This window comes from Shewanella sp. 125m-1 (assembly GCF_052977065.1).
In genome coordinates this window covers 1-25,313 of the sequence record NZ_JBRILT010000052.1, presented here as the reverse complement: position 1 = coordinate 25,313, position 25,313 = coordinate 1, and the positions used below count along the sequence as shown (strand labels likewise).

Sequence of the window (25,313 nt, the reverse complement as noted above, 5' to 3'; positions counted from 1 at the left end):
TATTGAAATTATGATGCTAATAAGCGTAATCTTTAACACACCTTTTTGTGGTAATTCGCCTGTAGATGGCGCGTTAACCGCATTAACCCTCATTCTAATTATTATATTCAGTGTTAAGAGGTCATCATGAGCACACCAGAAAGTCGTAGTCAGTGGCAAGCGTTAGCGGATTCTTTGTCAATAAACGGTTCAGCTTTTATTGCAGGCGAATACCTTGACGCACAGTCTAAGCAAACCTTTGACTGTATCAGCCCGATCGATGGCAGAGTCTTAGTTAAGGTGGCAAGTTGCGATGAGGCTGATGCCAATATTGCCGTTAACAATGCCAGAGAAACTTTTGAAACGGGTGTTTGGGCAAACCTAGCACCTGTTAAGCGTAAGCAAGTGATGATTCGTTTTGCCGAACTGCTGGAGCAAAATGCCGATGAATTAGCCTTACTTGAAACCTTAGATATGGGTAAGCCTATTCAATACGCTAAGACAGTAGATGTGGCAGGCGCTGCGCGGGCTATTCGCTGGTCTGGTGAGGCCATTGATAAAATTTACGATGAGATAGCCCCAACGGCGCACAATGAAATAGGCATGATCACTCGTGAAGCTGTAGGGGTCGTCGCAGCGATTGTGCCGTGGAACTTTCCGATGTTGATGGCTTGTTGGAAGCTTGGTCCAGCTTTAGCCACTGGTAACAGTGTGGTACTTAAACCGTCTGAGAAATCTCCGTTAACAGCGATTCGTATGGCGCAAATAGCCGTTGAAGCAGGCTTGCCAAAAGGTGTGTTAAACGTACTGCCTGGCTTTGGCCATACAGTGGGAAAAGCGCTAGCGCTACATATGGATGTTGATACCTTAGTATTTACCGGCTCGACTAAGATTGCTAAGCAGTTGATGATCTACGCGGGTGAGTCAAACATGAAGCGGGTCTGGTTAGAGGCGGGCGGCAAGAGCCCGAATATTATCTTCAATGATGCGCCGGATCTTAAAAAGGCGGCAGAGGCAGCAGCTTGTGCCATCGCCTTTAACCAAGGTGAAGTCTGCACCGCTGGTTCGCGCTTGTTGGTGGAGTCTGGGGTAAAAGATGAGCTTATTGGCTTAATAGCCGAAGAGCTTAAGGGCTGGACACCTGGGCACCCCTTAGATCCCGCGACCACTTCTGGCGCAGTTGTCGATAAACAGCAGTTAGATAATGTGCTTGGCTATATTCAAGCGGGAATCGATGAAGGTGCAACCTTAAATCATGGTGGCTCTCAGGTGATGCAAGAGTCGGGTGGCGTTTATATTGAGCCGACTATTTTCTCAAATGTTGATAACAAGATGACCATCGCTAAAGAGGAGATCTTTGGCCCAGTATTATCGGTAATCACTTTTGATGGCATGCAGCAGGCGATTGAGATTGCCAATGACACCATCTATGGCCTCGCAGCGGGGGTGTGGACATCGGATATCAATAAAGCGCACAAGACGGCTAAGGCCCTTCGAAGCGGCATGGTGTGGATCAATCACTATGATGGCGGCGATATGACCGCGCCATTTGGTGGCTATAAACAGTCGGGTAATGGTCGCGACAAGTCGCTACATGCCTTTGATAAATACACCGAAATTAAGGCAACTTGGTTAGTGCTGGAGTAACCCTATAACAGAATGAATGTTGACAGCTTGAGTTTACAGGTCTGAAGTAACCTTATTCAGACGGTCGATAATGACTAATTGAAATAATCTAAGCCCCCGAGAGTAAACTTGGGGGCTTTTTTTTGTTTGTGAAGTCGCTGTTGAGGGGCGATTTCAGCATTGAGTTCGAATTAAACTTGACCTGTCTATAGCTTCATAGTTTATCGTATGGCTCAAATGTAGAGGAAATCCTATGTATCTAATTACTGAGTTAGCAGAAAAAGTGGGTTTAAGCCGCTCGACGCTACTTTATTACGAAAAGCTGGGGTTAATTTCGGCTAAGCGTCAAGCTAATGGCTATCGGAGTTACTCTGAGCAGGATGTGCAATGTTTAAAGCTACTGCAGCAATTACAGGCTGGGGGATTAAGCCTAAAAGAGTGTCAGGCTTGCTTAGAAAGTCGCATCGATAGAGAGCTGCTATTACAAAGGCTCAAGCTATTAGATGATGAGATTGCTGCCAAGCAGCAAGCGCGAGAGTTGCTCGGTGCAATGCTTGGTATGAGCTCGATGAGAGAGTGGCATCAAGCGACAGAAATGCAGGCTCCTGATGCACATCTAGAGTGGTTGATGAAGCAGGGCTTCGATGAAAAACAGGCTTTGAGATTGAAATGGTTATCTAAAGATATGAATGAACATGAGCAGTATATGGCTGATTTTGAGTTGATCTTTGATGGGTTAACAAGATTCGGCCCAGGTGCAGAAACTGACTCATTAACAGCACTAAAGGCTGTTTCGCTTAACTCGGGGGAGCTGTTAGAGGTTGGCTGTGGCAAAGGTGTGGCTACTCGGGTGTTGGCTCAGCATTCTGAATTTGTCATCACTGCGCTAGATAATGATGAGTCTAGCCTGAGCAGTTTAAAGCAGAGCTTGAGTCAAGGGCTCGCTCAACGTGTGAAAACCGTGTGTACAAGCATGACTGAAATGCCTTTTTCAAAAGCCGAGTTTAACGTTATCTGGAGCGAAGGTAGTGCTTATATCATGGGGGTAGAGCAAGCTTTTAAAAATTGGAAACCATTGCTCAAGCCCCAGGGGTATTTAGTCATCAGCGATCTAGTTTGGAGTACAGATACTCCCAGCGATGAATTGAGAGAATTTTGGCAACAAGAATACCCAGATATGGTCACTGCAAACCAGCGTATTGAGCAGGCTAAACAGGCTGGCTATGAGTTGATTGATAGCTTTGCACTCAGTGAGCAAGCTTGGAGTGAATATTATCAGCCGCTTCAGACCCGTATTGATGAGTTAGCGCCTTTAATGCCGAACTCAAAGGCGCTGCTAGACATTAACAAAGAGATCGAAATAGCGGCTAAGCGGCAGGATGAGTTTGACTATCAAATGTTGATTTTACAGAAGATTTAATAACTCCCGATTATAAGATTATTAGGAAAATAGAGATGAAGTTTTTACAGTGCAACACAGATAACGCCAAAGAGATCTCGCATCTTTTCAATGAAACCTTTAGCGCCTCCGAAGGCGCTGATGAAGGTAAGGTCATTGGTGAGTTAACCACAGAGCTAATGAGCACCACAGCTAGTGATGACTTATTTATCTTTGTTGCAAAAGAAGAGGATAAATTAGTTGGTAGCATACTGTTTTCAAGGTTAACGTTTGAAAGTGAAGTTAATGCTTTTATTTTATCACCAGTAGCAGTTCATCCAGACTTTCAACGTCAGGGCGTAGGTCAAAAACTGATTAGATTTGGCTTAGAAACCTTAGTGGAGGCTGGTGTAGAACTTGCGTTTACCTATGGCGATCCAAACTACTACTCAAAAGTTGGGTTTAAACAGCTTAGCGAAGATATTGTTAAGGCTCCGCATACGTTGACTTACCCTGAAGGCTGGCTTGGTCAATCTCTCGCTGCAAAGACGCTGCAGCCATTAAGTGGTCAGTGCCGCTGTGTCGACGCCTTAAATAAAGCAGAGTACTGGTGATAACTCTGACAACACCGGAGCCAGAGCGATTGTTGATTTATAAGTTGTGATAAAGCTGGAAACGTTATCGGTATCGCTAACTTGCTAATATAAAACAGATATTATGGCTGCTAAGTGAAAGGCAAATAAAGCTAAGCGAGAGCGATAATATATGAATGACGAGCATTTTAAAGGTCAGTTTGAAGTCGAGCTAAAGTACCGTTTGGCGTGCAAGGCCGCATTCTTAGAGGTATTGAGTTCGATAGAGCATGAAGTCATGTTTGAAGATAACATCGAGTCAGATTGTTATTTCGATACTAAAGAACAGTGGCTTTTATCCCAGAATAAAAGTGTCTGCATACGAGAGTGTGAGCCATCGGGTATCAAGCTTTGGATAGTAAAAGGGCCGCAAGCCGATCGCTGTGAAGCGACCAATATCTCCGATACTAATAGCGCTAAAAGCATGCTCAAAACCATGGGTTATGAGGTGTGTTTAGAGATGCAGAAACAGCGCAGTATCTATTTTGTCGGTAAGTTCCATATCACAGTCGATCATTTAGCCGGGATAGGTGATTTTGCCGAGATTGCCATTATGACTGATGATGAATTTGCATTGAGCCGCTATAGACGTGAATTGATAGGATTAGCTAAGGAGCTAGGCTTAAGTGAGCAGATGTTAGAGTTGCAATCATATCGCCAGCTACAAGAGGCTTTGTTGGCAATATAGCCGAGTAAAAGCGGACATGATGTCCGCTTTGTGCTTTTAAGCTAACGTCTTATAGGACTTTTGGTGTGTTCTATATAAAAACAAACGGCATTAGCAGCTTACCGCTGGTTGAGTTTTCAGCCTAGAAAATATCCTTAAATCTATGATAAAGCATGCCCATTGCTAACATTGGCGAGCGTAGGTGCGGCCCGCCAGGAAAAGTCATATGCGGGATTTTGGCGAAGATATCGAAGCGTTCTGCTTGGGTGGTTATCGCCTCGGCAATCAACTTTGCCGCCATATGGGTGGCGTTAACACCATGACCTGCATAAGCCTGAGCATAGAAGATATTTTTGGCATCAGGCAAACGACCAATTTGCGGTAAGCGATTGGCGCCTATACCCATCATGCCTCCCCATTCATAGTCGATTTTAATGCCTTTTAGCTGTGGAAATACTTTTTCAAGATTGGGTCTAAGTGCGGCTTCAATATCTTTTGGATCTTTCCCTGAGTAGGTACACAGACCGCCGAATAGCAGGCGGTTATCTTCAGATAGATGATAGTAATCAAGATCGACTCTTAAGTCGGCAAACGCCATATTCTGCGGGATAATAGCATCGCATTGCTCCTGAGTTAGCGGCTCGGTAGCTAAAATATAGGTGCCAGCGGGAAGGACCTTACTGCCAATATTCTCTTCTAAATCTAAGCCTAAGTAGGCGTTGCCAGCTAATACAAGGTATTGACAATTAACCTCACCCTGCTCGGTGATAACTTTTGGCTTATCGCCCTTAATGATTTTTTTCGCAGCGCTATATTCATACATCTTAACACCTAAACTGCGAGCAACTTTGGCTTCGCCTAGGGCTAGGTTAAGAGGGTGTAAGTGGCCACTGGCCATATCAACTAATGCGCCTTGGTAAAAGTCAGAGCCTATCACTTCCCCAATGCGAGATTTATCGAGTAAGGTCATATTGTGGCCGTAGCCGATATTATTTAGATGTTCAAAATCTTCTTCAAGCTCCCTCATATGGCGAGGACGAATGGCTAAGTCGCAGTAGCCCATCTGTAAGTTACAATCAATATTGTGCTCAGCTACACGTTGCCTAACGATATCTACCGCTTCAAAGCCCATCTGTTCGATAGCTTTTACACCTTCGTTACCTATGATGTTTTTAAATTGACTAAGGTCATGACCAATGCCGCGGATAAGCTCGCCGCCATTACGGCCCGATGCTCCCCAGCCTATGCGTTTTGCTTCAAGTAGGGCTACGCTAAAGCCTTTTTGAGCCAGTTCAATTGCCGTGTTAATGCCACTAAATCCGCCGCCGACCACACACACATCTACATCTAACACTTCTTCTAATCGTGGTGATTGATGCAGTTCTTTAGCGGTTGCGAAGTAATAGGATGCGGGGTATTGGTCGCTATGAACCGGGTTTTTAGTTGACATCTTTTCTCCAAATATATGTTTTTATTGTAAATTGGAATTGTGACGGTATATTCTAAGTTATATTAATAAATTATTTACAGATGTTCGTTATTTTTAACATGCTTTCCTGTAGAATACAAACACACTCGGTGCTATTCACTCCGCAGGTGATTAAAAGCGGGCTCTAGTTGTACCGAGAATGCGTAGTATTGCTCTACACGTTGTTGAAGACAAAAACGATTACTTCAATTAGGGGAAAGATTTTGGATATTGGAGAAAACCTTAAACGGGTTAGAAAAGAGAAGGGCTTGTCTCAACGAGAGCTTGCTAAGCGCGCTGGTGTGACTAACAGCACCATCTCCATGATTGAAAAAAATAGCGTTAGCCCTTCGGTTAGTTCGTTGAAAAAGGTGCTTTCTGGCTTACCTATGTCTTTAGTAGAGTTTTTTTCTATTGAAGATACTTCGGCTGCTGAGCAAAAAGTGGTGTACCGCAGTGATGAGCTGTTAGATATCGGCGACGGTATGTTGGACTTTAAGTTAATCGGTCGAGACTTTCCAAATCGCGCCATGTCTGTCATGAGTGAAACCTACCCGCCGGGCTCTGATACGGGGATTGAAATGCTTAAGCATGAAGGTCAAGAGGCGGCAATGGTGATCGAAGGGCGTTTAGAGCTGACCGTGGGTGATGAAGTCTTTGAGTTAAAAGAAGGGGATAGCTATTACTTTAATAGCGAGTTGCCACATCGTTTTCGTAATCCGTACGAACAATCGTGCCGAATTATCAGTGCGACGACACCTGCTAATTTCTAGATAATCTCTCCAGCCTTATCTCTTCCCTACCTTCGAGAGTGTGACTCTCAAAGGTAGGGTTATCAATATCAATATCCTGTCATCTCCACCTTCTATGACATTAGTTACTAGCTCGATGAGCTAATACTATTTTTTATGCTCCCATGTAAATAATATAAAGCATTCACTCAAGGTGAACGTTAATTTTATCAAACTGATTGGTTATGCTAATTACGCATAAAAACTTTATCTTTATGCATTTAGAAACAAATGAAAATAAAATTCGGCTTATTTATCTTACTGATAAACAAAGGGATGTTAAAATAGTTTACATTTTTTAACATTCCTTTAATCCAGCCTATTGCCTCCCTTATTGAATCCGTGTAGTGTGTGAAAAAATGAACATATGCGCAATAACTGTTCATTATTCAAGATTTCGTAAATCAAGATAACAACTATTCAAAATAATTCTAAAAATTACGAAGACAAAGGATTGAAGGTGTTTTATGTCGGAAGTAGGGCTCGCAGTTGTTGGTGTGACTGCATGTAATCAGCAGTTGGGCTTGCACCCTTTCAATATTGTGGGTGAGAAGTATTTATTATCAATAGCAGATGCGACACAAGCTTGGCCATTAGTTATCCCTGCGTTAGGGCATTGCCCCGCAGAAACTATTCTTGCCCGTTTAGATGGAATACTGTTTACGGGCTCCCCATCAAATATCGAACCACACCATTTCCAAGGTCCCGCAAGTGATGAGGGGACACTACATGATCCCAAGCGCGATGCGACCACTCTCCCCTTGTTAAAAGCAGCAATCGATGCAGGCGTACCAGTACTTGCTATTTGCCGTGGATTTCAAGAGATGAACGTTGTTTATGGTGGCAGCTTGCATCAAAAGCTGCATGAACTGGACGGGTTTATCGAACATAGAGAAGACAAAACGCAGCCGGTAGAGGTGCAATACGGTATTTCGCACGAGGTTAAAATAGAACCTGGAGGACTGCTTCACGATGCATGGGGCCGCAGCTCTGCAGAGGTGAACTCTGTCCATACCCAAGGTGTCGATCGCCTAGGTGTTGGGTTGCGGCCAGAAGCATATGCAAACGATGGGTTGATAGAAGCGTTTTCTGTCAAAGAAGCAAAGAATTTTGCACTAGGCGTACAGTGGCATCCGGAATGGAAAGTACTCGATAGTCCTTTTTACACCGCCATCTTTAAAGCCTTTAATCAGGCATGTCAGCGCCGTGCAGCAAGCAGAGTGAAATAATCATGAAAAAGTTAGTTAATTATTTAAAAGAACACAAAATTACCGAAGTTGAATGTGTCGTATGCGATATGACTGGTATCGCCCGAGGCAAGATTGCGCCCGTTGCCAAATTTATAGATGAAAAAGGCATGCGCTTACCAGAAAGTGTATTACTGCAAACCGTCACTGGTGATTATGTTGATGATGAATCCTATGATGCGCTGCTTGATGAAGCGGATATCGACTTTGTCTGTGTGCCGGATGAAAATGCGATATTTAAACTGCCCTGGACAATAGAAGCGACTGCACAGGTTATCCACGATACCTACGATAAGATGGGAAACCCTATCGAATTGTCCCCACGTAACTTACTTAAAAAAGTACTTAAGCTTTACGAAGATAAAGGTTGGAAGCCTGTTGTTGCACCAGAGATGGAGTTCTATTTAACACGTATTAATGAAGATCCGGATCAACCTCTGATCCCTCCTATTGGCCGCTCTGGTCGCCAAGAGTCTGGTCGTCAGTCTTTTTCTATCGATGCGGCAAATGAGTATGACCCGTTATTTGAAGATATGTATGACTGGTGTGAGGAACAAGGTCTAGATATTGATACCTTGATCCACGAAGAAGGCACCGCGCAGATGGAGATTAACTTCTCCCATGGTGACGCACTGTCTTTAGCGGACCAAGTCTTTGTGTTTAAGCGTACCCTGCGCGAAGCTGCTCTTAAGCACAACGTCTGCGCCACGTTTATGGCAAAACCAATCACCAATGAGCCTGGCAGCGCGATGCACCTGCATCAGAGTATTGTAGATACCAAGTCAGGCAAGAATATCTTTTCCAATGAAGATGGCACTAAAAGCCCGCTGTTTTACAGCTTCATCGGTGGGCTGCAGAAGTTCATCCCTGAGCTATTGCCGCTATTAGCGCCAAACGTTAACTCATTTCGCCGTTTCTTACCGGGTGCATCTGCACCAGTAAATTTGGAGTGGGGCGAAGAAAACCGTACTTGTGGCCTGCGTATTCCTGAATCTTCACCACAAAATCTACGCATTGAAAACCGTATAGCTGGCGCCGATGCCAACAGCTATTTGTCGATTGCCGCCAGCCTTTTATGTGGTTATATGGGCATGGTTGAAGACGTTAAGCCATCAACGCCAGTGCAAGGTCGAGCCAATGAAACCCGTAGCGGTATCGCGCTGCCGTTAACACTAGAGGAGTCTTTGGCTGTTATGGCTGAAAGCTCAGCGTGTCGTGAGTATTTGGGCGATACCTTTACCAATGGCTATATCGCCGTTAAGCAAGCTGACTTAGAAAATTATCGTCAAGTGATTAGCTCATGGGAACGCAAGTTCTTATTGCTGACGGTATAACGCGTTGTGGCAGAGTGATGTTTGGGGATGTTTCTCTGCCCTAAAATGATGGAATAATTTAAAGAAAGTTACTCATATAGATAGCATTTTAAAGAGTGTTATCTATATGAAAGCTGTAAAGCAGTACCACACTGCCGATGCGGTTTTTCAGGTGTAGCATTGGTTAACTATAAGAACTAAAGCCGATAAATTGGCAAACAATGAATGGACAGCAGAGTTGCATTATCTGCTGCTACGCTAAATAGGAGAAAGCATGAAACTTTTTAAAAAGGTGACCACACTTGCGCTCGTCACAGCAAGTGTACTGGCATCGACTACCGCATATGCAGAAGAAGTGGTTCGTGTATATAACTGGTCAGATTATATTGCTGAAGATACGCTAGAAAACTTCCAAAAAGAGACTGGCATTCGTGTTATTTATGATGTGTTTGACAGTAATGAAGTCGTCGAAGCCAAATTGCTTTCAGGCCGCTCAGGTTACGATATTGTCGTCCCTTCTAATAGCTTCCTAGCAAAGCAAATTAAAGCGGGTGCCTTTCAGAAACTGGATTCAAACCAACTATCAAATCATAAGAATTTAAGCCCCGAGCTGATGACTCAGCTTGAATCTGCTGACCCAGGGAATCAGTATTCAGTGCCATACCTTTGGGGAACTAACGGTATTGGTTATAACGTAGAAAAGGTCAAGGCGGTACTTGGTGAAGACGCCCCGGTTGATTCTTTAGAACTTATCTTTAATCCAAAGTATGCCGAGAAGGTTTCTCAGTGTGGCTTGTCTCTGCTCGATAGTGCTGACGAGATGATCCCTATGGCGCTTATCTATCTAGGCCTTGATCCAAACAGTACCAAAGCTGAAGACTTTAAAAAAGCCGGTGAAGTACTCGCTAAAGTGCGTCCTTACATCACTTACTTCCATTCATCTCGTTACATTACAGACTTAGCCAATGGCGATATCTGTGTAGCATTTGGTTATTCGGGTGACATTTTCCAGGCCGCCGATCGTGCCGATGAAGCGGAAAATGGCAACACTATCGAGTATTCAATTCCGAAAGAAGGCTCAAACCTATGGTTTGATATGCTAGCTATACCAGCTGATGCAGCCAACGTTAAAAATGCGCATACCTTTATTAACTACCTGCTACGCCCTGAGGTGATAGCGCCAATTACCAACTATGTTGCTTACGCTAATCCAAACGTACCAGCACTGCCTTTAGTTGATGAAGATGTACGTACTAACACGTCTATTTACCCAACGAAAGAAGTACTCGATCGTTTGTATGTTGGCGATGTTCGTCCAATGAAGTCGCAGCGTTCATTGACGCGTGTATGGACCAAAGTGAAATCGGGCTATTAATCAAGTTTGGGCAAGGCATCGCCTTGCCCTTTTTGATCCACAAGTAATAGATGAATTGATACAAAGGGCTGCAATTATGGCCCTTAGTTGGAGAAGTAATATGGCTAGTACCTTGGACGTCACCAATAATTCGATTAAAAAGACGCAGGGCGAAGTGCTACTTCAGATAGACAGAGTAAGTAAGCTATTTGATGAAGTGCGTGCAGTAGATGATGTCACGCTAAATATCAAGAAAGGGGAAATTTTTGCATTGCTAGGCGGTTCGGGCTCGGGTAAGTCTACCCTGCTACGTATTCTGGCTGGATTTGAAAAGCCATCTGAAGGGCGCATCTTTCTAGACGGTGAAGACATTACCGACATGCCACCCCATGAACGCCCTATCAATATGATGTTTCAGTCTTATGCGCTATTCCCTCATATGACGGTAGAGCAAAATATCGCTTTTGGCTTGAAGCAAGATAAGTTATCAAAAGCGGAAATTACGTCTCGGGTGCAGGAAATGCTAAAGCTAGTGCACATGGAAACCTACGCTAAGCGCAAGCCTAACCAATTATCGGGTGGTCAGCGACAGCGTGTGGCATTAGCCCGTTCGTTAGCGAAGCGTCCTAAGCTGTTACTGCTCGATGAGCCGATGGGAGCGTTAGATAAAAAACTACGCACTCAGATGCAACTTGAGGTGGTGGATATTTTAGAGGCCGTTGGCGTGACCTGTGTAATGGTAACCCATGACCAAGAAGAAGCCATGACCATGGCAGGTCGCATCTCGATAATGAATGATGGTTGGATTGCTCAAACGGGTTCACCTACCGATATTTATGAGAGCCCCAATAGCCGTATGGTAGCGGAATTTATTGGTAGTGTTAACTTGTTTGAAGGTGAAATCGTAGTCGATAAAGCCGATCATGTACTGATTAAAAGCGAGGGCTTATCGCAAAAACTATTTATCGATCATGGGGTATCAACCAGTGTGGAAGATAAAACGGTGTGGGTTGCCGTTCGTCCAGAGAAGACGCGTATTACTCGTGAGCAGCCTGAAGGCGAGCATAACTGGTCTAGCGGAGTCGTTGAGGATATTGCATATTTAGGGGGGATTTCTGTGTACTACATCCGCCTGCCGAATAAGCAGCTTATCCAAACCATTATGACTAACCGTGAACGTCGTTCAGACCCTCCTACATGGGAAGAAGCGGTTTTCATCAGCTGGGAGGCCACCTGCGGAGTGGTCCTTAGATCATAAGGAACTGAACATGAAAAAGCCGTTAAAATTTAGATTGCCCAAGGGTCAATGTTGGACCATAGGTGTCCCATACTTTTGGCTACTGATGTTCTTCGCACTCCCTTTTGCCATCGTACTTAAGATTAGTTTTTCTACACCGATTATCTCGATACCGCCCTACGAACCTCTGTTCCAGTATGCTGAAGAGTCTTTGCAGATCATGCTGAATTTAGGTAATTATCTGCTTATTCTAGATGACTCTTTGTATTACAACGCCTACCTTGGCTCGCTTAAAATGGCGACCATTTCAACCATAGGTTGTTTGTTGATTGGCTACCCGATGGCCTATGCCATTGCGCGTGCGCCAAAGCGTAATCAAACCTTGTTAATCCTGTTGGTGATGCTGCCTTCTTGGACCTCATTTCTTATTCGAGTTTACGCCTGGATGGGCATATTGAGTAACAACGGAGTGATTAATAATGTGTTGATGTGGACTGGAATTATTTCCGAGCCGCTGCAGATCCTAAACACGAATACCGCAGTCTATATTGGTATTATCTACAGTTACTTACCGTTTATGATTTTGCCGCTTTACGCCAATCTATCTCAGCTAGATGGTAGCTTACTCGAAGCCGCTGCCGATTTGGGATCCCGTAGTCTCAATACCTTTTGGAAAGTCACACTACCTCTGTCTAAAGGCGGCGTGATAGCCGGATCTATGTTGGTATTTATTCCGGTCGTGGGCGAGTTTGTTATCCCTGAACTACTGGGTGGCCCAGACTCCTTGATGATAGGCAAGGTGTTGTGGCAGGAGTTCTTCAATAACCGTGATTGGCCGGTGGCGTCTGCGCTTGCGATTGTCATGCTCGGCTTACTGATTATTCCGATTACTCTGTTCCACCGTTATCAGGCTAAAGAGATGGAGAAAACAGCATGAAGAAATTAAGTTTTTCTACCATTATGCTTTGGGCGGGTATGTTTTTCCTGTACGCGCCAATGTTTATCTTGGTGATTTACTCATTTAACGAGTCTAAGTTAGTGACCGTATGGGCTGGTTTTTCAACCAAGTGGTACGGTGAGCTGTTACGCGATCAGCAGATCCTGGATGCTGTATGGACCAGTTTACAGGTGGCGTTTTACGCTTCTACTATGGCAGTGATCATCGGCACCATGGCGGCATTTGTAATGACGCGATTTGCTCGAGGTTGGGGTAAGTTAACTCTGTCTAACATGATCACGGCGCCACTCGTGATGCCTGAGGTGATTACCGGTCTGTCTTTGCTGCTCTTGTTTGTGCATATGGCCGACTTGTTTGGCTGGCCTGCAGAGCGTGGCATGTTAACCGTTTGGATTGCCCACTCAACCTTCTGCGCCGCTTATGTGGCCGTTGTTGTGTCATCGCGCTTACGTGAAATTGACCGCTCGGTTGAAGAAGCTGCGCAAGATCTAGGGGCGACACCATTTAAGACCTTCTTCGCCATTACGGTGCCGATGATCTCTCCTGCGCTAGTAGCGGGTTGGTTACTGTCATTTAGCTTATCTCTGGATGACTTAGTGATTGCCAGCTTTGCATCAGGACCAGGTGCTACGACCCTGCCTATGGTGGTGTTCTCCTCGGTACGTATGGGAGTCTCGCCTAAGATTAATGCGCTGGCGACCTTGATCATTCTTATCGTATCGCTTATCGCATTTATCTCTTGGTACTTCGCACGTCGCGCAGATATTAAGCAGCGTTCTAGCTCTGCTTAACCTTATTAGCGTCACTCGGGTATAAAAGTTACCTGCTAGCTTTTATACCCGTCAGGGTTACCAACTTATCGAAAACCCATTTGTTGAAGACTAATTTGTTAAAGATAGTGAGCCTGTGAAGGCTCACTTATCGAGATCTAAAAATTCGCAGCTTAAGCACAAAAGGACAGAAGTTATGTCAATAATAATCAATGAAAGACAGGCGGAAACCATGACCAGCACACCACATGTAGATTCATACTACGCGGCATCAGCCAACGATAAAACTGAGCGCCCAATGCTGCAAGGCAATATCGAAACTGATGTTTGTATTATTGGTGCGGGTTACACCGGATTGTCGACAGCATTACATCTACTGGAAATGGGCTACAAGGTCACTGTATTGGAGGCGGCTCGCATTGGTTGGGGCGCGTCGGGCCGAAATGGCGGCCAAATAGTTAACAGTTTTAGCCGTGATATCGACTCGATTGAAAAAACCGTCGGTAAAGAGGCCGGGAAGCTATTTGGTGAAATGGCTTTCGAAGGTGCTCGCATCATAAAAGAACGCATCAAAAAATATAACATTCAATGCGATCTGCAAGATGGTGGTGTGTTTGCTGCGCTAAATGATAAGCAGATGGGGCACTTGCAATCACAAAAAGCCTTGTGGGAAAAGCATGGTCACATGAACCATCTTGAGTTACTTGATAAAAATGACATTCGTAAAGTGGTTGATACCGAATCTTACGTCGGTGGATTACTCGATAAAAGTGGTGGCCATATTCACCCGTTAAATCTTGCGTTAGGTGAAGCCCATGCGGTGGAGTCGCTAGGTGGCAAGATCTATGAAGACTCAGCAGTTATAAAAGTGGAAGAGGGTGACAATCCTGTTGTGCATACAGCGAATGGCAGCGTTAAGTCTAAGTTTGTCGTCGTCGCGGGCAATGCTTACTTAGGCGGTCTGATGCCAAAACTACAGGCTAAGTCTATGCCTTGCGGTACGCAGGTGATCACGACAGAGCCGCTGAGTGCAGAGCTGGCTAAAAGCTTATTGCCACAAAACTACTGCGTTGAAGATTGTAACTACTTACTCGATTACTTTCGTCTATCGGGTGACAACCGCCTAATTTACGGTGGTGGTGTAGTTTATGGGGCGCGCGATCCGGCTGATATTAAGTCGATCATCAGACCTAAGATGCTCAAGACCTTTCCACAACTTAAAGATGTGAAGATTGATTATACTTGGACAGGCAATTTTTTACTGACCCTGTCGCGTTTACCTCAAGTGGGCCGCATCGGCAGTAATATCTATTATTCACAAGGCTGTAGTGGTCATGGGGTAACTTATACGCATTTAGCGGGTAAGATCTTAGCCGAAGCGATTAATGGACAAGCAACTCGTTTCGATGCTTTTGCGGGCTTGCCCCATTATCCGTTCCCTGGCGGGCACGCGTTAAAGGTGCCTTTTAGCGCTATTGGCGCTTGGTACTACACTATGCGTGACAAGCTAGGTGTGTAATTTTATTCGCTCAACGATGAACTCAATTCGGCTTAAAGCAGTCGAATCAAACTAGCCGATAAGCTAAAAGTGCTAAAGCCAATTAAGGAGTAACCCGTGCAGTTAAATGATATGAGTTTGCTACGTCAGCAATGTTATATAAATGGCGAGTGGCTTGAAGCCATAAGCGGTGAAAAGGTCGAGATAGCCGATCCTGCTACCCATAAAGTGATTGGCAGTGTGCCGGTAATGGGCACGACAGAAACCAAAGCGGCGATAACGGCGGCCGAGAAAGCCCTTCCTGCATGGCGTGCGTTAACGGCTAAAGAACGCGGCGCAAAACTGAATCGCTGGTTTGAGCTATTACTTGAACATCAAGACGATTTAGCACTGATGATGACTACGGAGCAAGGCAAGCCGCTAGCAGAAGCGAAAGGTGAGGTCGTTTATGCTGCCTCATTTATTGAATGGTTCGCCGAAGAAGCTAAGCGCGTTTATGGCGATACGATCCCAGGCCATCAAGGTGATAAGCGTTTGATGGTGATTAAGCAAAGCGTTGGCGTCACCGCAGCGATTACGCCGTGGAACTTTCCTGCTGCGATGATCACTCGTAAAGCTGCCCCAGCATTAGCGGCGGGTTGCACTATGGTGGTAAAACCTGCGCCGCAAACGCCCTTTACCGCATTGGCACTTGCAGAGCTTGCCGAGCGTGCAGGCATTCCTGCTGGAGTCTTTAGCGTGGTTACAGGCGATGCAATTGCCATAGGTAATGAGCTTTGTGCTAACCCTGTGGTGCGAAAATTGTCTTTCACTGGCTCGACGCCAGTGGGTATTAAGCTGATGCAGCAATGCGCGCCGACACTTAAGAAAATGTCACTCGAGCTTGGCGGTAACGCGCCATTTATCGTATTTAACGATGCTGACATCGATGCGGCGGTCGAAGGGGCTATGATTGCTAAGTATCGTAACGCAGGGCAAACCTGCGTGTGTGCAAACCGTATCTATGTCCAAGAGGGTGTATATGATGAGTTTGCCCAGAAGCTAGCCAGCGCAGTGGCTAAGTTGAAGGTCGGCCTTGGCACCGATGCTGGCGTTACCACTGGTCCACTGATTAACAGTGATGCCGTGGCTAAGGTACAAAGACATCTTGAAGATGCGCTTTCGAAAGGCGCGACATTGGTTACAGGGGGCAAACTGGCGAGCTTAGGTGGCAACTTCTTTGAGCCAACGATTGTCACCAATGTTGATAAAAGCATGTTAGTCGCTAAAGAGGAAACCTTTGGCCCACTGGCACCTTTATTTAAATTCTCTGATGTTGATGATGTGATTAAGCAAGCTAACGACACCGAGTTTGGTTTAGCCGCCTATTTTTATGGCCGCGATATCTCACTGGTATGGAAAGTCTCTGAAGCACTTGAATACGGTATGGTGGGTGTCAATACAGGGCTTATCTCGACTGAAGTAGCACCATTTGGCGGTATAAAAGCCTCTGGACTTGGCCGTGAAGGTTCGAAATTTGGTATCGAAGAGTACCTGGAGATGAAGTATATCTGTATGTCAGTTTAATACCTGTTTTTATGATGATGTCACTAAAAGCGCACTTTCAACGGATTGGGATTAAGAGGAAGTTATTATGACAACTAATGAGTCACTTATGGTGCGCCGCCAGGCCGCGGTTGCTAATGGTGTGGGCCAAATTCATCCTATTTACACTCAGCGCGCCGACAATGCTACGGTCTGGGATGTCGAAGGACGTGAGTTTATCGACTTTGCTGGAGGCATTGCGGTGCTTAATACCGGCCACCTGCATGATAAAGTCAAAGCCGCGGTAGCTGAGCAGTTAGAGCTGTTTTCTCATACTTGCTTTATGGTGCTGGGTTATGAGAATTATATTCAAGTCTGCGAGAAGCTTAATCAGCTTGTGCCTGGCGATTTTGCTAAGAAAACAGCGCTATTTACCAGTGGCTCAGAGGCGGTTGAGAATGCCGTGAAAGTGGCTAGGGCTCACACCAAACGCAGCGGTGTTATCGCCTTTACCTCGGGCTATCATGGCCGCACTATGGCGGCATTAGCCTTAACAGGTAAAGTTGCCCCTTACAGTAAAGGCATGGGGTTGATGTCGGCGAATGTATTTAGAGCCGAGTTTCCCTGTGCGCTGCATGGAGTGAGTGATGACGATGCTATCGCATCGATTGAACGCATCTTTAAGAACGATGCAGAGCCTGATGATATCGCTGCCATCATTATTGAACCGGTACAAGGCGAAGGCGGTTTTTATCACACCTCAGTAGCGTTCATGCAGCAATTACGTCAGCTATGCGATAAGCACGGCATTATGTTGATCGCCGATGAGGTTCAAACTGGTGCAGGACGTACCGGTACCTTTTTTGCTATGGAGCAGATGGGAGTAGCGGCAGATATCACGACCTTTGCGAAATCTATTGCTGGAGGCTTCCCGCTCTCAGGTATTACAGGTAGTGCTGAAGTGATGGACTCTATTGGTGCGGGCGGCTTAGGCGGCACCTATGGTGGTAGTCCGTTAGCCTGCGCTGCAGCACTTGCCGTGATAGAAGTGTTTGAAGAGGAGAAACTGCTACAAAGAGCGAATGCACTTGGGGCGAAGCTTAAGGCGTCGCTCAAAGCGATGGCGGAAGCGCATCAGCAAATCGTTGATGTACGTGGTCTTGGCGCCATGATCGCAGTGGAGCTTATGCAAGACGGTAAACCTGCACCAGAGTATTGCGCTCAAATGCTCAAAGAAGCGCGAGATAGAGGGCTTATTTTGTTGTCTTGTGGAACCTATGGCAATGTACTGCGAATTTTAGTGCCACTGACTGCGCCAGATGAGCAAGTTGATAAGGGGCTTGAGATTATTCGTAGTTGTTTTGATGTGGTATTAAAATCGAGTTAAGCCAGTAAGATAAGTTAATTATTTCGGCTGAGCAAAAATTGCTAATAATCCGAGTTTAGTTTCTAAGCTCGGATTTTTTATACGTTAAATCTAGCGCTACTTAACCATTAGCGCTATTTGACCACTAGTACTGGGCAGTGAGCTTTACAGACAACATCTTCGGTAGTATTGGGATTGAGAAAGTGAGCAAGCCCTGTGCGGCCATGACTTGCCATAACTATCATGCCAACATCCAGCTTTTCAGCGGTCAATAAAATTTGTTCTACAGGGTGGCCATGGCAAATAGCACTTTCAAAAGACAGAGTATCATCGAGAGTGGTGATAAACTGCTTCATTTTCTCGGCAGCCTCTTTTTCCATTCTCTCGATCAGATCATCGGGTGACACCGCTAACACACGGGTATATTTATCACCAAAGGGTTTATCGACAACATGTAAAAGGCAGATCCCAACTTTATAAAACGTGGCCATTTCTATGGCGTAGCCTATTGCATGAGATGCTGTTTCTGAAAAGTCGGTTGGGCAAAGGATCTGTTTTGTTCGCATAACATTCTCTTGTTTAATACAGGTTTAATACAGGTATAAATTATAAAGTGATAGCGTTAAAAGCATGGATTACACCGCTTATTACGTCACGCTAAATCCTTGCTACTTTAAATATAGGCGCTGTGTGCTAGTGAGCAAATACTCAGTCTATGTAATCCCTCATATTTGTACCCCCTTGCCTATGTAACAAGGCTTTATTTTTGCTCAGCCTCTATTTGTTAGCTTCTGCTTAAGATGTTTTGAACTCGATTGACCACTAACCCAAAAGCCACTACTGTAAACTCAACGATTGCGATGCCTACGAACATTGAAAATAGTGCAGGCACATGTCTTATAAAATCCATAAAGACCTCTAAAAAATAGTTGATACAAGCTGATACGTTCGCATAAATATCCCACAGAAATTAGCCGATAGTTTTGATTCAGTTCACAAAAATATAAGCCTTAACTATTGTTAATCTTGTACTTTATGCTTGCAACTCGATGTGGGTTAGCGCTAGGTAAACGCTTTTAAATATGGGTTACAGGTTTAATGGCATTGTGCATTTATGATTAGCGAGTGAACTTTTTGGCAACAAAGTCCGTAATGGCTTTGCAATAATATTTATGGATTTTGTGGAAAATCAAGCAAGACCGACTAGTTTCAATAAGGTGCTATAGAAGATAAGGGACTGCTTATGAACCGACTACCCCTCCTACTAATACTCGTATTTTGGACAGTAACCGCATCTGCGGACTATGACCCCAATTTTATTATTGGTAAAGAGAAAGCCAGAGTATGTATGACTTGCCATGGTGAGGATGGGATCTCAACTATCGATCTGTATCCCAATTTACGTGGTCAAAAAATGCAGTATCTAATTTCAGCATTGAATGATTATCAAACAAAACAGCGAACCAGTGGTTTGGCTATTTTGATGCAGCAGCAAGCAGATACTCTCACCGAACAGGATAAAAAGGATATTTCATATTATTACTCCGTGTTGGGTACACAAAAGGGAAAGGAGTAGGCAATGCAAGCTAGCACTGAGCTTTATGATGCAAACTATGATGTAAAAGTTGTCCGTTACTTTATTGTGGCCTCTGTTGCGTGGTCAATTTTTGGCATGTTCATTGGTTTGGTCTTAGCCGCTCAGCTTTACTGGCCTGCACTTAACTTTGACTCTGAATATTTTCAATTTGGTCGGTTACGTCCAGTGCACACTCAGGGGGTTATTTTCGGTTTTGTCGTTAATGTTTTGATGGGAACCTCACTCTACATAGTGCAAAGAACTGGTCAGACCAAATTATTTAATCGAAGTCTTTCTTGGATGGTATTTTGGGGCTGGCAATTAGTCCTATTATTAGCCGTTATCACTCTGCCTCTGGGCTACACCACCACTAAAGAATACGCCGAACTAGAGTGGCCTATCGATCTACTTATCGTACTGGTATGGGTACTCTATGCCGTGTTGTTTTTTGGCACAATAGCGATACGAAATGTAAAGCATATCTTTGTTTCCAACTGGTTTTATGGCGCTTTCATTATTGTCATCGCTCTGATTTTTATCATTAATAACTTGGCGTTGCCTGCATCCTTTATGAAGTCTTATCCCGTTTATGCCGGAGCGCAGGACGCGATAGTTCAGTGGTGGTGGGGGCATAACGCAGTCGGCTTTTTATTAACTGCTGGCATCATCGGAATGAATTACTACTTTATTCCAAAGGTTGCAGAGCGACCTATCTATTCGTATCGCCTTTCCATTATTCACTTTTGGGGCTTAGTCGGTTTTTATACCTGGGCTGGCACCCATCATCTTATCTATTCATCTGTACCGGTTTGGGTGCAAAATATTGGCATAGTCATGTCGCTCATTTTGTTCTTACCGTCATGGGCCGGGGCATTTAATAGCGCCATGACGTTATTGCAAAACAAGGCAAAGCTAAAAAAGGATTACATAATGTGGTTCTTTATGTCAGCGATTTTCTATTACTGCTTGGCGACATTCGAAGGCCCACTTTTAGCCATACGTTGGTTTAACATGTTGGCCCACAATACCGAGTGGGTGATTGGTCACGTTCATTCAGGTGCCCTTGGCTGGGTCGCCATGTCAGCGATTGCGGTGTTCTATTACTTTATACCAAAGCTATGGAATAAGCGTGAACTGTGGTCCAGTCGATTGGTTAAGTGGCACTTCTGGCTTGCTCACCTTGGGGTTGCTTTGTATGCCATCGCCTTATGGGTGGCAGGTATTGGTGAAGGTTATATGTGGCTAGCCCAGCTAGAAAATGGCTCATTAGCCTATAGCTTTGTAGAGGCTATGGACTTTAAAGCACCTTGGTTGCTCATGCGATTTATTGGTGGTGCCTGCTTTGTACTTGGCTTATTACTGATGGCGTTGAATCTATATAAAACGGTGTCGACAAAGGTGGAGGGTCATGAACATGTTCAGTAAGGACTTTACTCAATCTGTGGTCATCCTCATTTTAGCGACAACCTTGGTGGCGAGTTTTTCTATACTCGTACTTATTGTGCCTAGCTTAGCGCGTACAGATGAGCTGCGGGCTGAGTCATTAGCTAAACCCTTAACGGCCGTGCAATCTGCAGGGCGAGATGTGTACATTAGCGAAGGTTGTCATGTGTGCCATACCCAGATGGTGCGTGATATAGCGCCTGAAGTGAAACGAGATGGTAGAGCCAATAAGGAAGCCGATGACATTTATGAATTTCCAAGTCTTTGGGGATCAAAGCGCACGGGACCGGATCTCACCAATATTGGGCGCAAGTATTCAGCGCAATGGCAACGGCTTCACCTTATTAACCCTCGAAGAGTCGTTCCTACATCCATCATGCCTGCTTATCCCTGGTTATTTGAACAAGTACTGAGTGGAGATGCGATTGAAGGGAAGATGCGCACCTTGCAAACTTTAGGTGTGCCTTACACTGACAATGAGATAGAAGGCGCTCGTATAGCGGTGAGAGGTGTGACTAAAGGGGAGGCTTTAATTCAGTATTTGCAAAGCCTAGGACAAGATACAGCCAGCGATCAGGAGCGATAACATGACTGCTTTCTGGAACATTTGGGCCGTTGGGTTAACATTGTTATTTCTTGGCATCATGGGATTCGTGATCTTTAAGTACTGGCGCAACAATAAGAGTGCTGACAAAGATAAAACGATTGATACATTCGATGGCATTGACGAAAACGATGCGCCGCCCCCCCGTATACTTTTTATCGCTTATTTAGCAGCCTTTGCTATTGCAGCTGTTTTTTTAGTTTTGTACCCAGGCCTAGGTAATTGGCAAGGGGCGATGGGGTGGAAGCAAAGTGATGATGCGCTTAGTTCGCCAACCACAGACTTAGAAATCGAAATGGTGCCGTTAACGGATAAAAGTTTATTGGCCCTTGCGAGTAATAAAACGGTGACTATTAGTGGTAAATCATTGTTTGAAAACCACTGTGCTGCTTGCCATATTACTAATGCACAGGGGCAAAAGAGCTTTCCAAACCTTATTGATAATGAATGGCTCTATGGTGGCTCTCAAAGTGACATTTTACATTCTATTAAAAAAGGTCGAAATGGAGCCATGCCTGGATGGAAAGGTATTTTGTCAGAAGACCAAATTACCAAGATGGCCTATTACATAGCATCACTGCAACCGCTGCGTCGCAACCTAGACGCACCGCAAATTAAAATTGATTTAGGCAAAGACATTTTTGCCGAAAATTGCTCAAGTTGTCATGGTGATGGCACTGTGGCAAATATTCAAATTGGTGCCCCGCTGTTAAACGACGCAATTTGGTTACATGGCGGGAGTATTGAAGAGATTATATTCACTATCGAGTATGGCCTTAACAACGTGATGCCAGCATTTGAAGGGCAGCTTACTGAGGACGAAATATTAGCTATTGGTGCCTATATCACTGAGCAGCGCCTTGATTATGATGCCAAGCTTGCAGCGCTCGACCCCGCGTCCGTTAAACGTGGAGAGTACCTCATTAACGCTGGTGACTGTGTAGCATGCCACAGCTCAGAAGGCGGAGAGCGTTTTGCTGGTGGACTGCCGTTTAAGACGCCATTTGGAACGATTTATTCAACTAATATCACCCCTCACGTAATCTTTGGTATTGGTAGTGATGATTATGCGAACTTTAAGGCGGCTTTGTTTGATGGTAAAGGCAAACATGGTTATTTGTATCCTGCAATGCCTTACACCTCTTATCAATATTTAAAAGAGCAAGATACCCAAGACTTATGGAGTTACCTGCAGTCCATCACCGCGGTATCCAGGCAAGATGATAAGAACGAGATGATATTCCCCTCTAATATTCGCACAGGTTTGCTGGCTTGGAACTTAGTCTTTATGGATACTAAACCGCTGTCTTATGAACCGCCAAAACATGTCGACCTCAATAAACAGGAGTTAGCGCAGTGGCAGCGCGGCAAATACTGGGTAATGGGTTTGGGCCATTGTAGTGAATGCCATACTCCCCGTAATATTGCCCAAGCGTTGATCCCTGAACGAATATTTCAAGGTAACTTGATTGATGGCTGGAATGCACCAGATATTAGCGCTAAAGAACTTTACCAAGATAGGTGGGATATCGATTCGCTAACCGATTTTCTGCACACAGGCCATTCATCAAAAGGCTCAGCGTTCGCGGGAATGGCGGATGTGGTAAAAAATAGTACCAGCTTAATGACTCGTGATGATATTGAAACTATTGCTCGCTATTTGCTGGTGGGTGATGAGCATAACACTATCCCTAATGACACCAAGCAACTAAACCCAAGTGGCTTTACGCCGGAGGTATACAAGGATAAGCAGTTAAACTCCTATAGTCTATATGCTGAGACCTGTGGTGCCTGCCACGGTGAGGACGGTAAAGGCCGAGATCCCATAGCACCAACGCTATTAAATAACGGCATTATTATGCATAGCGACCCCTTTAACACCATAGCCGTGACTATTCGTGGCTTATCACCGACATATTTGGAAGAGGGTCGTAACTTTATGCCGATGACTAGCTTCCAAAACATACTTACTGATACCCAGCTAGCGGAGCTGATCACTTTTGTTCGCCATTATTTAGGTGATAGAAAAGAGCCAGTAACCGCAGAGCAAGTTAAAGCGGTGCGTAAGGAGTTAGAGAAAGCGGGTTATGCTGGAAATCTGCATACCACACCAGATATGTATGATCATAAAGATGCAGATATTAATATTAATTAGCATGAGCTGTGGCTGAGCTAAATAATTGCAATGATGACTGTAGCGGGTTATCAGAGTGTCTAATTAAAATAGGTTTTTGAATGAGTGCCACATCCAACCTGGGGGCACTCACCGTTAGATATGCTTAAATAGCCCCTTGTTCAAAGTAGAAGTTCACCACCAAAGTCACTTAAATTTACTTAATTGGTCCATCAATGGCATTTCTTTCTTGCTGATATGAGCGGCACTTCTCAACTACCTCCATTTATGTTTTCTACAATTACTGCTTGAAGTGGAAGCTTGATGTTTAGTGTACCTATAGATTATGTACCGCTAGGTTGATAGATAGGCACAAGTTTAAAGTAATGCTATTACATGCAGTTAAAGGAGTTGTTATGTCTAGGTTTGAAAACAAAGTTGCGCTTGTTTTAGCTGGTGCACAGGGGATAGGTAGAGCCTGCAGCCTACTGTTAGGAGCTCAAGGGGCAACAGTGTACGTTGCAGATTGGGATGTTGAGCAAGCTAAAGCCACAGCAAGTGAGATCAACGCTAATAATGGTCAAGCGATTGGCTTATTTTTTAACGCTTTTGATAATGACTCTTACCCACCTTTAATAGAATCTATTTTGAAGGATAAAGGGCAGATTGATATATTGGTCAATAACTTCGGTGGTGTAGATTTAAAGTTAGATAAAGACCTTGCACACACTGAAGTGACTGATTGGGAGAAAAACATTCTCGCGAATATTAATAGCGTATTTATCCCTTCAAAAGCAGTGATCCCAACGATGGTGAAAAATGGCGGTGGAAGTATTGTTAATATCTCATCGCTTTCATCATTAAGTGCAGAAATGTCGAGTATTGCCTATGGTACAGCCAAAAGTGCCATCAATCATATGACTCGCCAGATAGCGATTCAATATGCAAATTACGGTATTCGTTGTAATGCCGTTTTACCCGGAATGATTGCCACCGATGCGGTGAAGAAAAATTTAAACCAAGAGTTTATTGATAACTTCTTGGCTACCCAGCCAATTAAGCGCATGGGTAAACCTAACGATATTGCCAATGCCGTTAGCTTTTTAGCGAGTGAAGAGGCGGGCTTTATCACAGGAGTATGCCTACCGGTAACTGGTGGGATGAATATCGCCACAGCTCGTTACTACTTTGATGCAGATAAGGTGCAGTTTTAACTCATTAAGAGTTAAGGGAGATACTTATAGGTGGGATAGGTGATTTATGCTAAACCGCTGCCTAGCCAGACTTAAACCTTGATGAGCTGCAAGGGATAATCTTTGAAAGGCGTATACCGTAAGGTATACGCCTTTTTGTTTGTATTGCTTAAACAGGTTTATTGTTTGAAGAGTCAGTTAGAGTCGAAAATTTGAACCGAGAAGGAAAAGGATTAGTATTGAAAGTGCACCCCTTTTGCACTGGGTTGCATAGTTATGTGTGAGATGTGCGATATGTGTGCGATGGGGTCTAAGTTCAAAACTAGCAAAATAGCAGTTCTTGAATTTCAGGTACATAAAAGCCCATTGAATCAATGGGCTTCTTCGTTTTAAATTGGTGGATTCTTACAGACTTGAACTGCATGAATTGATGATGATTATAGTTTCTGTTGTTAGTCGTAATTTTCTGCAGATACAAAAAAGCCTACACAAGGTAGGTTTCTTCGTTTTAAATTGGTGGATTCTTACAGACTTGAACTGCATGAATTGATGACGATTATAGTTTCTGTTGTTAGT

Annotated in this window: 21 protein-coding genes; 19 read left to right on the top strand and 2 right to left on the bottom strand. The window is 44.4% G+C overall.

What is annotated here, in order from left to right:
* The first annotated feature begins 126 nt into the window (after nt 1–126).
* From ACVBIK_RS17940 to cyaB, 4 genes are all read left to right on the top strand, one after another.
* Nucleotides 127–1,626: an aldehyde dehydrogenase gene (locus ACVBIK_RS17940; protein WP_447170214.1), complete on the top strand. Its 1,500-nt coding sequence runs from the start codon at nt 127–129 to the stop codon at nt 1,624–1,626.
* Between the two features lie 232 nt (nt 1,627–1,858).
* Nucleotides 1,859–3,025, top strand: a complete 1,167-nt coding sequence (locus ACVBIK_RS17935) for a MerR family transcriptional regulator (RefSeq protein ID WP_447170213.1) — start codon at nt 1,859–1,861, stop codon at nt 3,023–3,025.
* 35 nt (nt 3,026–3,060) lie between these two features.
* Nucleotides 3,061–3,597, top strand: coding sequence for a GNAT family N-acetyltransferase (locus ACVBIK_RS17930; protein ID WP_447170212.1), 537 nt, complete (start codon nt 3,061–3,063; stop codon nt 3,595–3,597).
* 151 nt (nt 3,598–3,748) lie between these two features.
* Nucleotides 3,749–4,303, top strand: a complete 555-nt coding sequence (gene cyaB / locus ACVBIK_RS17925; protein ID WP_447170211.1) for a class IV adenylate cyclase — start codon at nt 3,749–3,751, stop codon at nt 4,301–4,303.
* A 121-nt stretch (nt 4,304–4,424) separates the two neighbouring features.
* On the opposite strand, the gene ACVBIK_RS17920 is transcribed toward cyaB, so the two are convergent.
* Nucleotides 4,425–5,732, bottom strand: coding sequence for an NAD(P)/FAD-dependent oxidoreductase (locus ACVBIK_RS17920; protein ID WP_447160335.1), 1,308 nt, complete (start codon nt 5,730–5,732; stop codon nt 4,425–4,427).
* 242 nt (nt 5,733–5,974) lie between these two features.
* Between ACVBIK_RS17920 and ACVBIK_RS17915 the strand changes: the two genes are divergently transcribed.
* The 10 genes from ACVBIK_RS17915 (at nt 5,975) to gabT (ending at nt 17,829) form a co-directional block, all read left to right on the top strand.
* A complete protein-coding gene (locus ACVBIK_RS17915) occupies nt 5,975–6,523 on the top strand; it encodes a cupin domain-containing protein (RefSeq protein ID WP_447160336.1) in 549 nt (182 codons plus the stop codon).
* 485 nt (nt 6,524–7,008) lie between these two features.
* Entirely contained in the window at nt 7,009–7,770 is a 762-nt protein-coding gene (locus tag ACVBIK_RS17910) for a gamma-glutamyl-gamma-aminobutyrate hydrolase family protein (protein WP_447160337.1), read from the top strand.
* A 2-nt stretch (nt 7,771–7,772) separates the two neighbouring features.
* A complete protein-coding gene (locus ACVBIK_RS17905; RefSeq protein WP_447160338.1) occupies nt 7,773–9,122 on the top strand; it encodes a glutamine synthetase family protein in 1,350 nt (449 codons plus the stop codon).
* A gap of 253 nt (nt 9,123–9,375) precedes the next feature.
* A complete protein-coding gene (locus ACVBIK_RS17900; protein WP_447160339.1) occupies nt 9,376–10,476 on the top strand; it encodes a polyamine ABC transporter substrate-binding protein in 1,101 nt (366 codons plus the stop codon).
* 100 nt (nt 10,477–10,576) lie between these two features.
* A complete protein-coding gene (potA, locus tag ACVBIK_RS17895) occupies nt 10,577–11,713 on the top strand; it encodes a polyamine ABC transporter ATP-binding protein (protein WP_447170210.1) in 1,137 nt (378 codons plus the stop codon).
* A gap of 10 nt (nt 11,714–11,723) precedes the next feature.
* Nucleotides 11,724–12,629 (top strand): ABC transporter permease subunit, encoded by a 906-nt coding sequence (locus ACVBIK_RS17890; RefSeq protein WP_447160341.1) that lies wholly within the window; start codon nt 11,724–11,726, stop codon nt 12,627–12,629.
* On the top strand, nt 12,626–13,441 hold the full coding sequence (locus tag ACVBIK_RS17885) for an ABC transporter permease subunit (RefSeq protein WP_447160342.1): 816 nt from the start codon (nt 12,626–12,628) through the stop codon (nt 13,439–13,441). Before ACVBIK_RS17890 ends, ACVBIK_RS17885 begins: the two co-directional genes overlap by 4 nt.
* A gap of 211 nt (nt 13,442–13,652) precedes the next feature.
* Nucleotides 13,653–14,939, top strand: a complete 1,287-nt coding sequence (locus ACVBIK_RS17880; RefSeq protein ID WP_447170219.1) for an NAD(P)/FAD-dependent oxidoreductase — start codon at nt 13,653–13,655, stop codon at nt 14,937–14,939.
* Nucleotides 14,940–15,035: 96 nt separating this feature from the next.
* On the top strand, nt 15,036–16,484 hold the full coding sequence (gabD, locus tag ACVBIK_RS17875; RefSeq protein ID WP_447160343.1) for an NADP-dependent succinate-semialdehyde dehydrogenase: 1,449 nt from the start codon (nt 15,036–15,038) through the stop codon (nt 16,482–16,484).
* A 64-nt stretch (nt 16,485–16,548) separates the two neighbouring features.
* The gene (gene gabT, locus ACVBIK_RS17870; RefSeq protein WP_447160358.1) at nt 16,549–17,829 is read left to right on the top strand and encodes a 4-aminobutyrate--2-oxoglutarate transaminase; all 1,281 of its coding nucleotides are present in this window, start codon (nt 16,549–16,551) and stop codon (nt 17,827–17,829) included.
* Between the two features lie 113 nt (nt 17,830–17,942).
* Here gabT and ACVBIK_RS17865 read toward each other — a convergent pair whose 3' ends face one another.
* Nucleotides 17,943–18,374 (bottom strand): universal stress protein, encoded by a 432-nt coding sequence (locus ACVBIK_RS17865; RefSeq protein WP_447160344.1) that lies wholly within the window; start codon nt 18,372–18,374, stop codon nt 17,943–17,945.
* A 677-nt stretch (nt 18,375–19,051) separates the two neighbouring features.
* On the opposite strand from ACVBIK_RS17865, the gene ACVBIK_RS17860 reads away from it, so the two are divergent.
* The 5 genes from ACVBIK_RS17860 (at nt 19,052) to ACVBIK_RS17840 (ending at nt 24,758) form a co-directional block, all read left to right on the top strand.
* Entirely contained in the window at nt 19,052–19,384 is a 333-nt protein-coding gene (locus ACVBIK_RS17860; RefSeq protein WP_447160346.1) for a c-type cytochrome, read from the top strand.
* 3 nt (nt 19,385–19,387) lie between these two features.
* Nucleotides 19,388–20,809 (top strand): cytochrome-c oxidase, cbb3-type subunit I, encoded by a 1,422-nt coding sequence (gene ccoN / locus ACVBIK_RS17855; protein ID WP_447164584.1) that lies wholly within the window; start codon nt 19,388–19,390, stop codon nt 20,807–20,809.
* On the top strand, nt 20,793–21,413 hold the full coding sequence (locus ACVBIK_RS17850) for a cbb3-type cytochrome c oxidase subunit II (RefSeq protein ID WP_447160348.1): 621 nt from the start codon (nt 20,793–20,795) through the stop codon (nt 21,411–21,413). Before ccoN ends, ACVBIK_RS17850 begins: the two co-directional genes overlap by 17 nt.
* Nucleotide 21,414: 1 nt before the next feature.
* On the top strand, nt 21,415–23,586 hold the full coding sequence (locus tag ACVBIK_RS17845) for a c-type cytochrome (RefSeq protein WP_447170209.1): 2,172 nt from the start codon (nt 21,415–21,417) through the stop codon (nt 23,584–23,586).
* Between the two features lie 374 nt (nt 23,587–23,960).
* Nucleotides 23,961–24,758, top strand: coding sequence for an SDR family NAD(P)-dependent oxidoreductase (locus ACVBIK_RS17840; protein WP_447164581.1), 798 nt, complete (start codon nt 23,961–23,963; stop codon nt 24,756–24,758).
* Nucleotides 24,759–25,313 lie beyond the last annotated feature (555 nt).

Bases quoted from the DNA above. Each gene is read 5' to 3' on its own strand.
- potA (WP_447170210.1), top strand. From the start codon at position 10,577: ATGGCTAGTACCTTGGACGTCACCAATAATTCGATTAAAAAGACGCAG.
- ACVBIK_RS17940 (WP_447170214.1), top strand. From the start codon at position 127: ATGAGCACACCAGAAAGTCGTAGTCAGTGGCAAGCGTTAGCGGATTCT.
- ACVBIK_RS17865 (WP_447160344.1), bottom strand. From the start codon at position 18,374: ATGCGAACAAAACAGATCCTTTGCCCAACCGACTTTTCAGAAACAGCA.
- ACVBIK_RS17920 (WP_447160335.1), bottom strand. From the start codon at position 5,732: ATGTCAACTAAAAACCCGGTTCATAGCGACCAATACCCCGCATCCTAT.
- ACVBIK_RS17905 (WP_447160338.1), top strand. From the start codon at position 7,773: ATGAAAAAGTTAGTTAATTATTTAAAAGAACACAAAATTACCGAAGTT.
- ACVBIK_RS17850 (WP_447160348.1), top strand. From the start codon at position 20,793: ATGAACATGTTCAGTAAGGACTTTACTCAATCTGTGGTCATCCTCATT.
- ccoN (WP_447164584.1), top strand. From the start codon at position 19,388: ATGCAAGCTAGCACTGAGCTTTATGATGCAAACTATGATGTAAAAGTT.
- ACVBIK_RS17900 (WP_447160339.1), top strand. From the start codon at position 9,376: ATGAAACTTTTTAAAAAGGTGACCACACTTGCGCTCGTCACAGCAAGT.
- ACVBIK_RS17845 (WP_447170209.1), top strand. From the start codon at position 21,415: ATGACTGCTTTCTGGAACATTTGGGCCGTTGGGTTAACATTGTTATTT.
- ACVBIK_RS17860 (WP_447160346.1), top strand. From the start codon at position 19,052: ATGAACCGACTACCCCTCCTACTAATACTCGTATTTTGGACAGTAACC.
- ACVBIK_RS17885 (WP_447160342.1), top strand. From the start codon at position 12,626: ATGAAGAAATTAAGTTTTTCTACCATTATGCTTTGGGCGGGTATGTTT.
- ACVBIK_RS17930 (WP_447170212.1), top strand. From the start codon at position 3,061: ATGAAGTTTTTACAGTGCAACACAGATAACGCCAAAGAGATCTCGCAT.
- cyaB (WP_447170211.1), top strand. From the start codon at position 3,749: ATGAATGACGAGCATTTTAAAGGTCAGTTTGAAGTCGAGCTAAAGTAC.
- ACVBIK_RS17935 (WP_447170213.1), top strand. From the start codon at position 1,859: ATGTATCTAATTACTGAGTTAGCAGAAAAAGTGGGTTTAAGCCGCTCG.
- ACVBIK_RS17910 (WP_447160337.1), top strand. From the start codon at position 7,009: ATGTCGGAAGTAGGGCTCGCAGTTGTTGGTGTGACTGCATGTAATCAG.
- ACVBIK_RS17890 (WP_447160341.1), top strand. From the start codon at position 11,724: ATGAAAAAGCCGTTAAAATTTAGATTGCCCAAGGGTCAATGTTGGACC.
- ACVBIK_RS17840 (WP_447164581.1), top strand. From the start codon at position 23,961: ATGTCTAGGTTTGAAAACAAAGTTGCGCTTGTTTTAGCTGGTGCACAG.
- ACVBIK_RS17880 (WP_447170219.1), top strand. From the start codon at position 13,653: ATGACCAGCACACCACATGTAGATTCATACTACGCGGCATCAGCCAAC.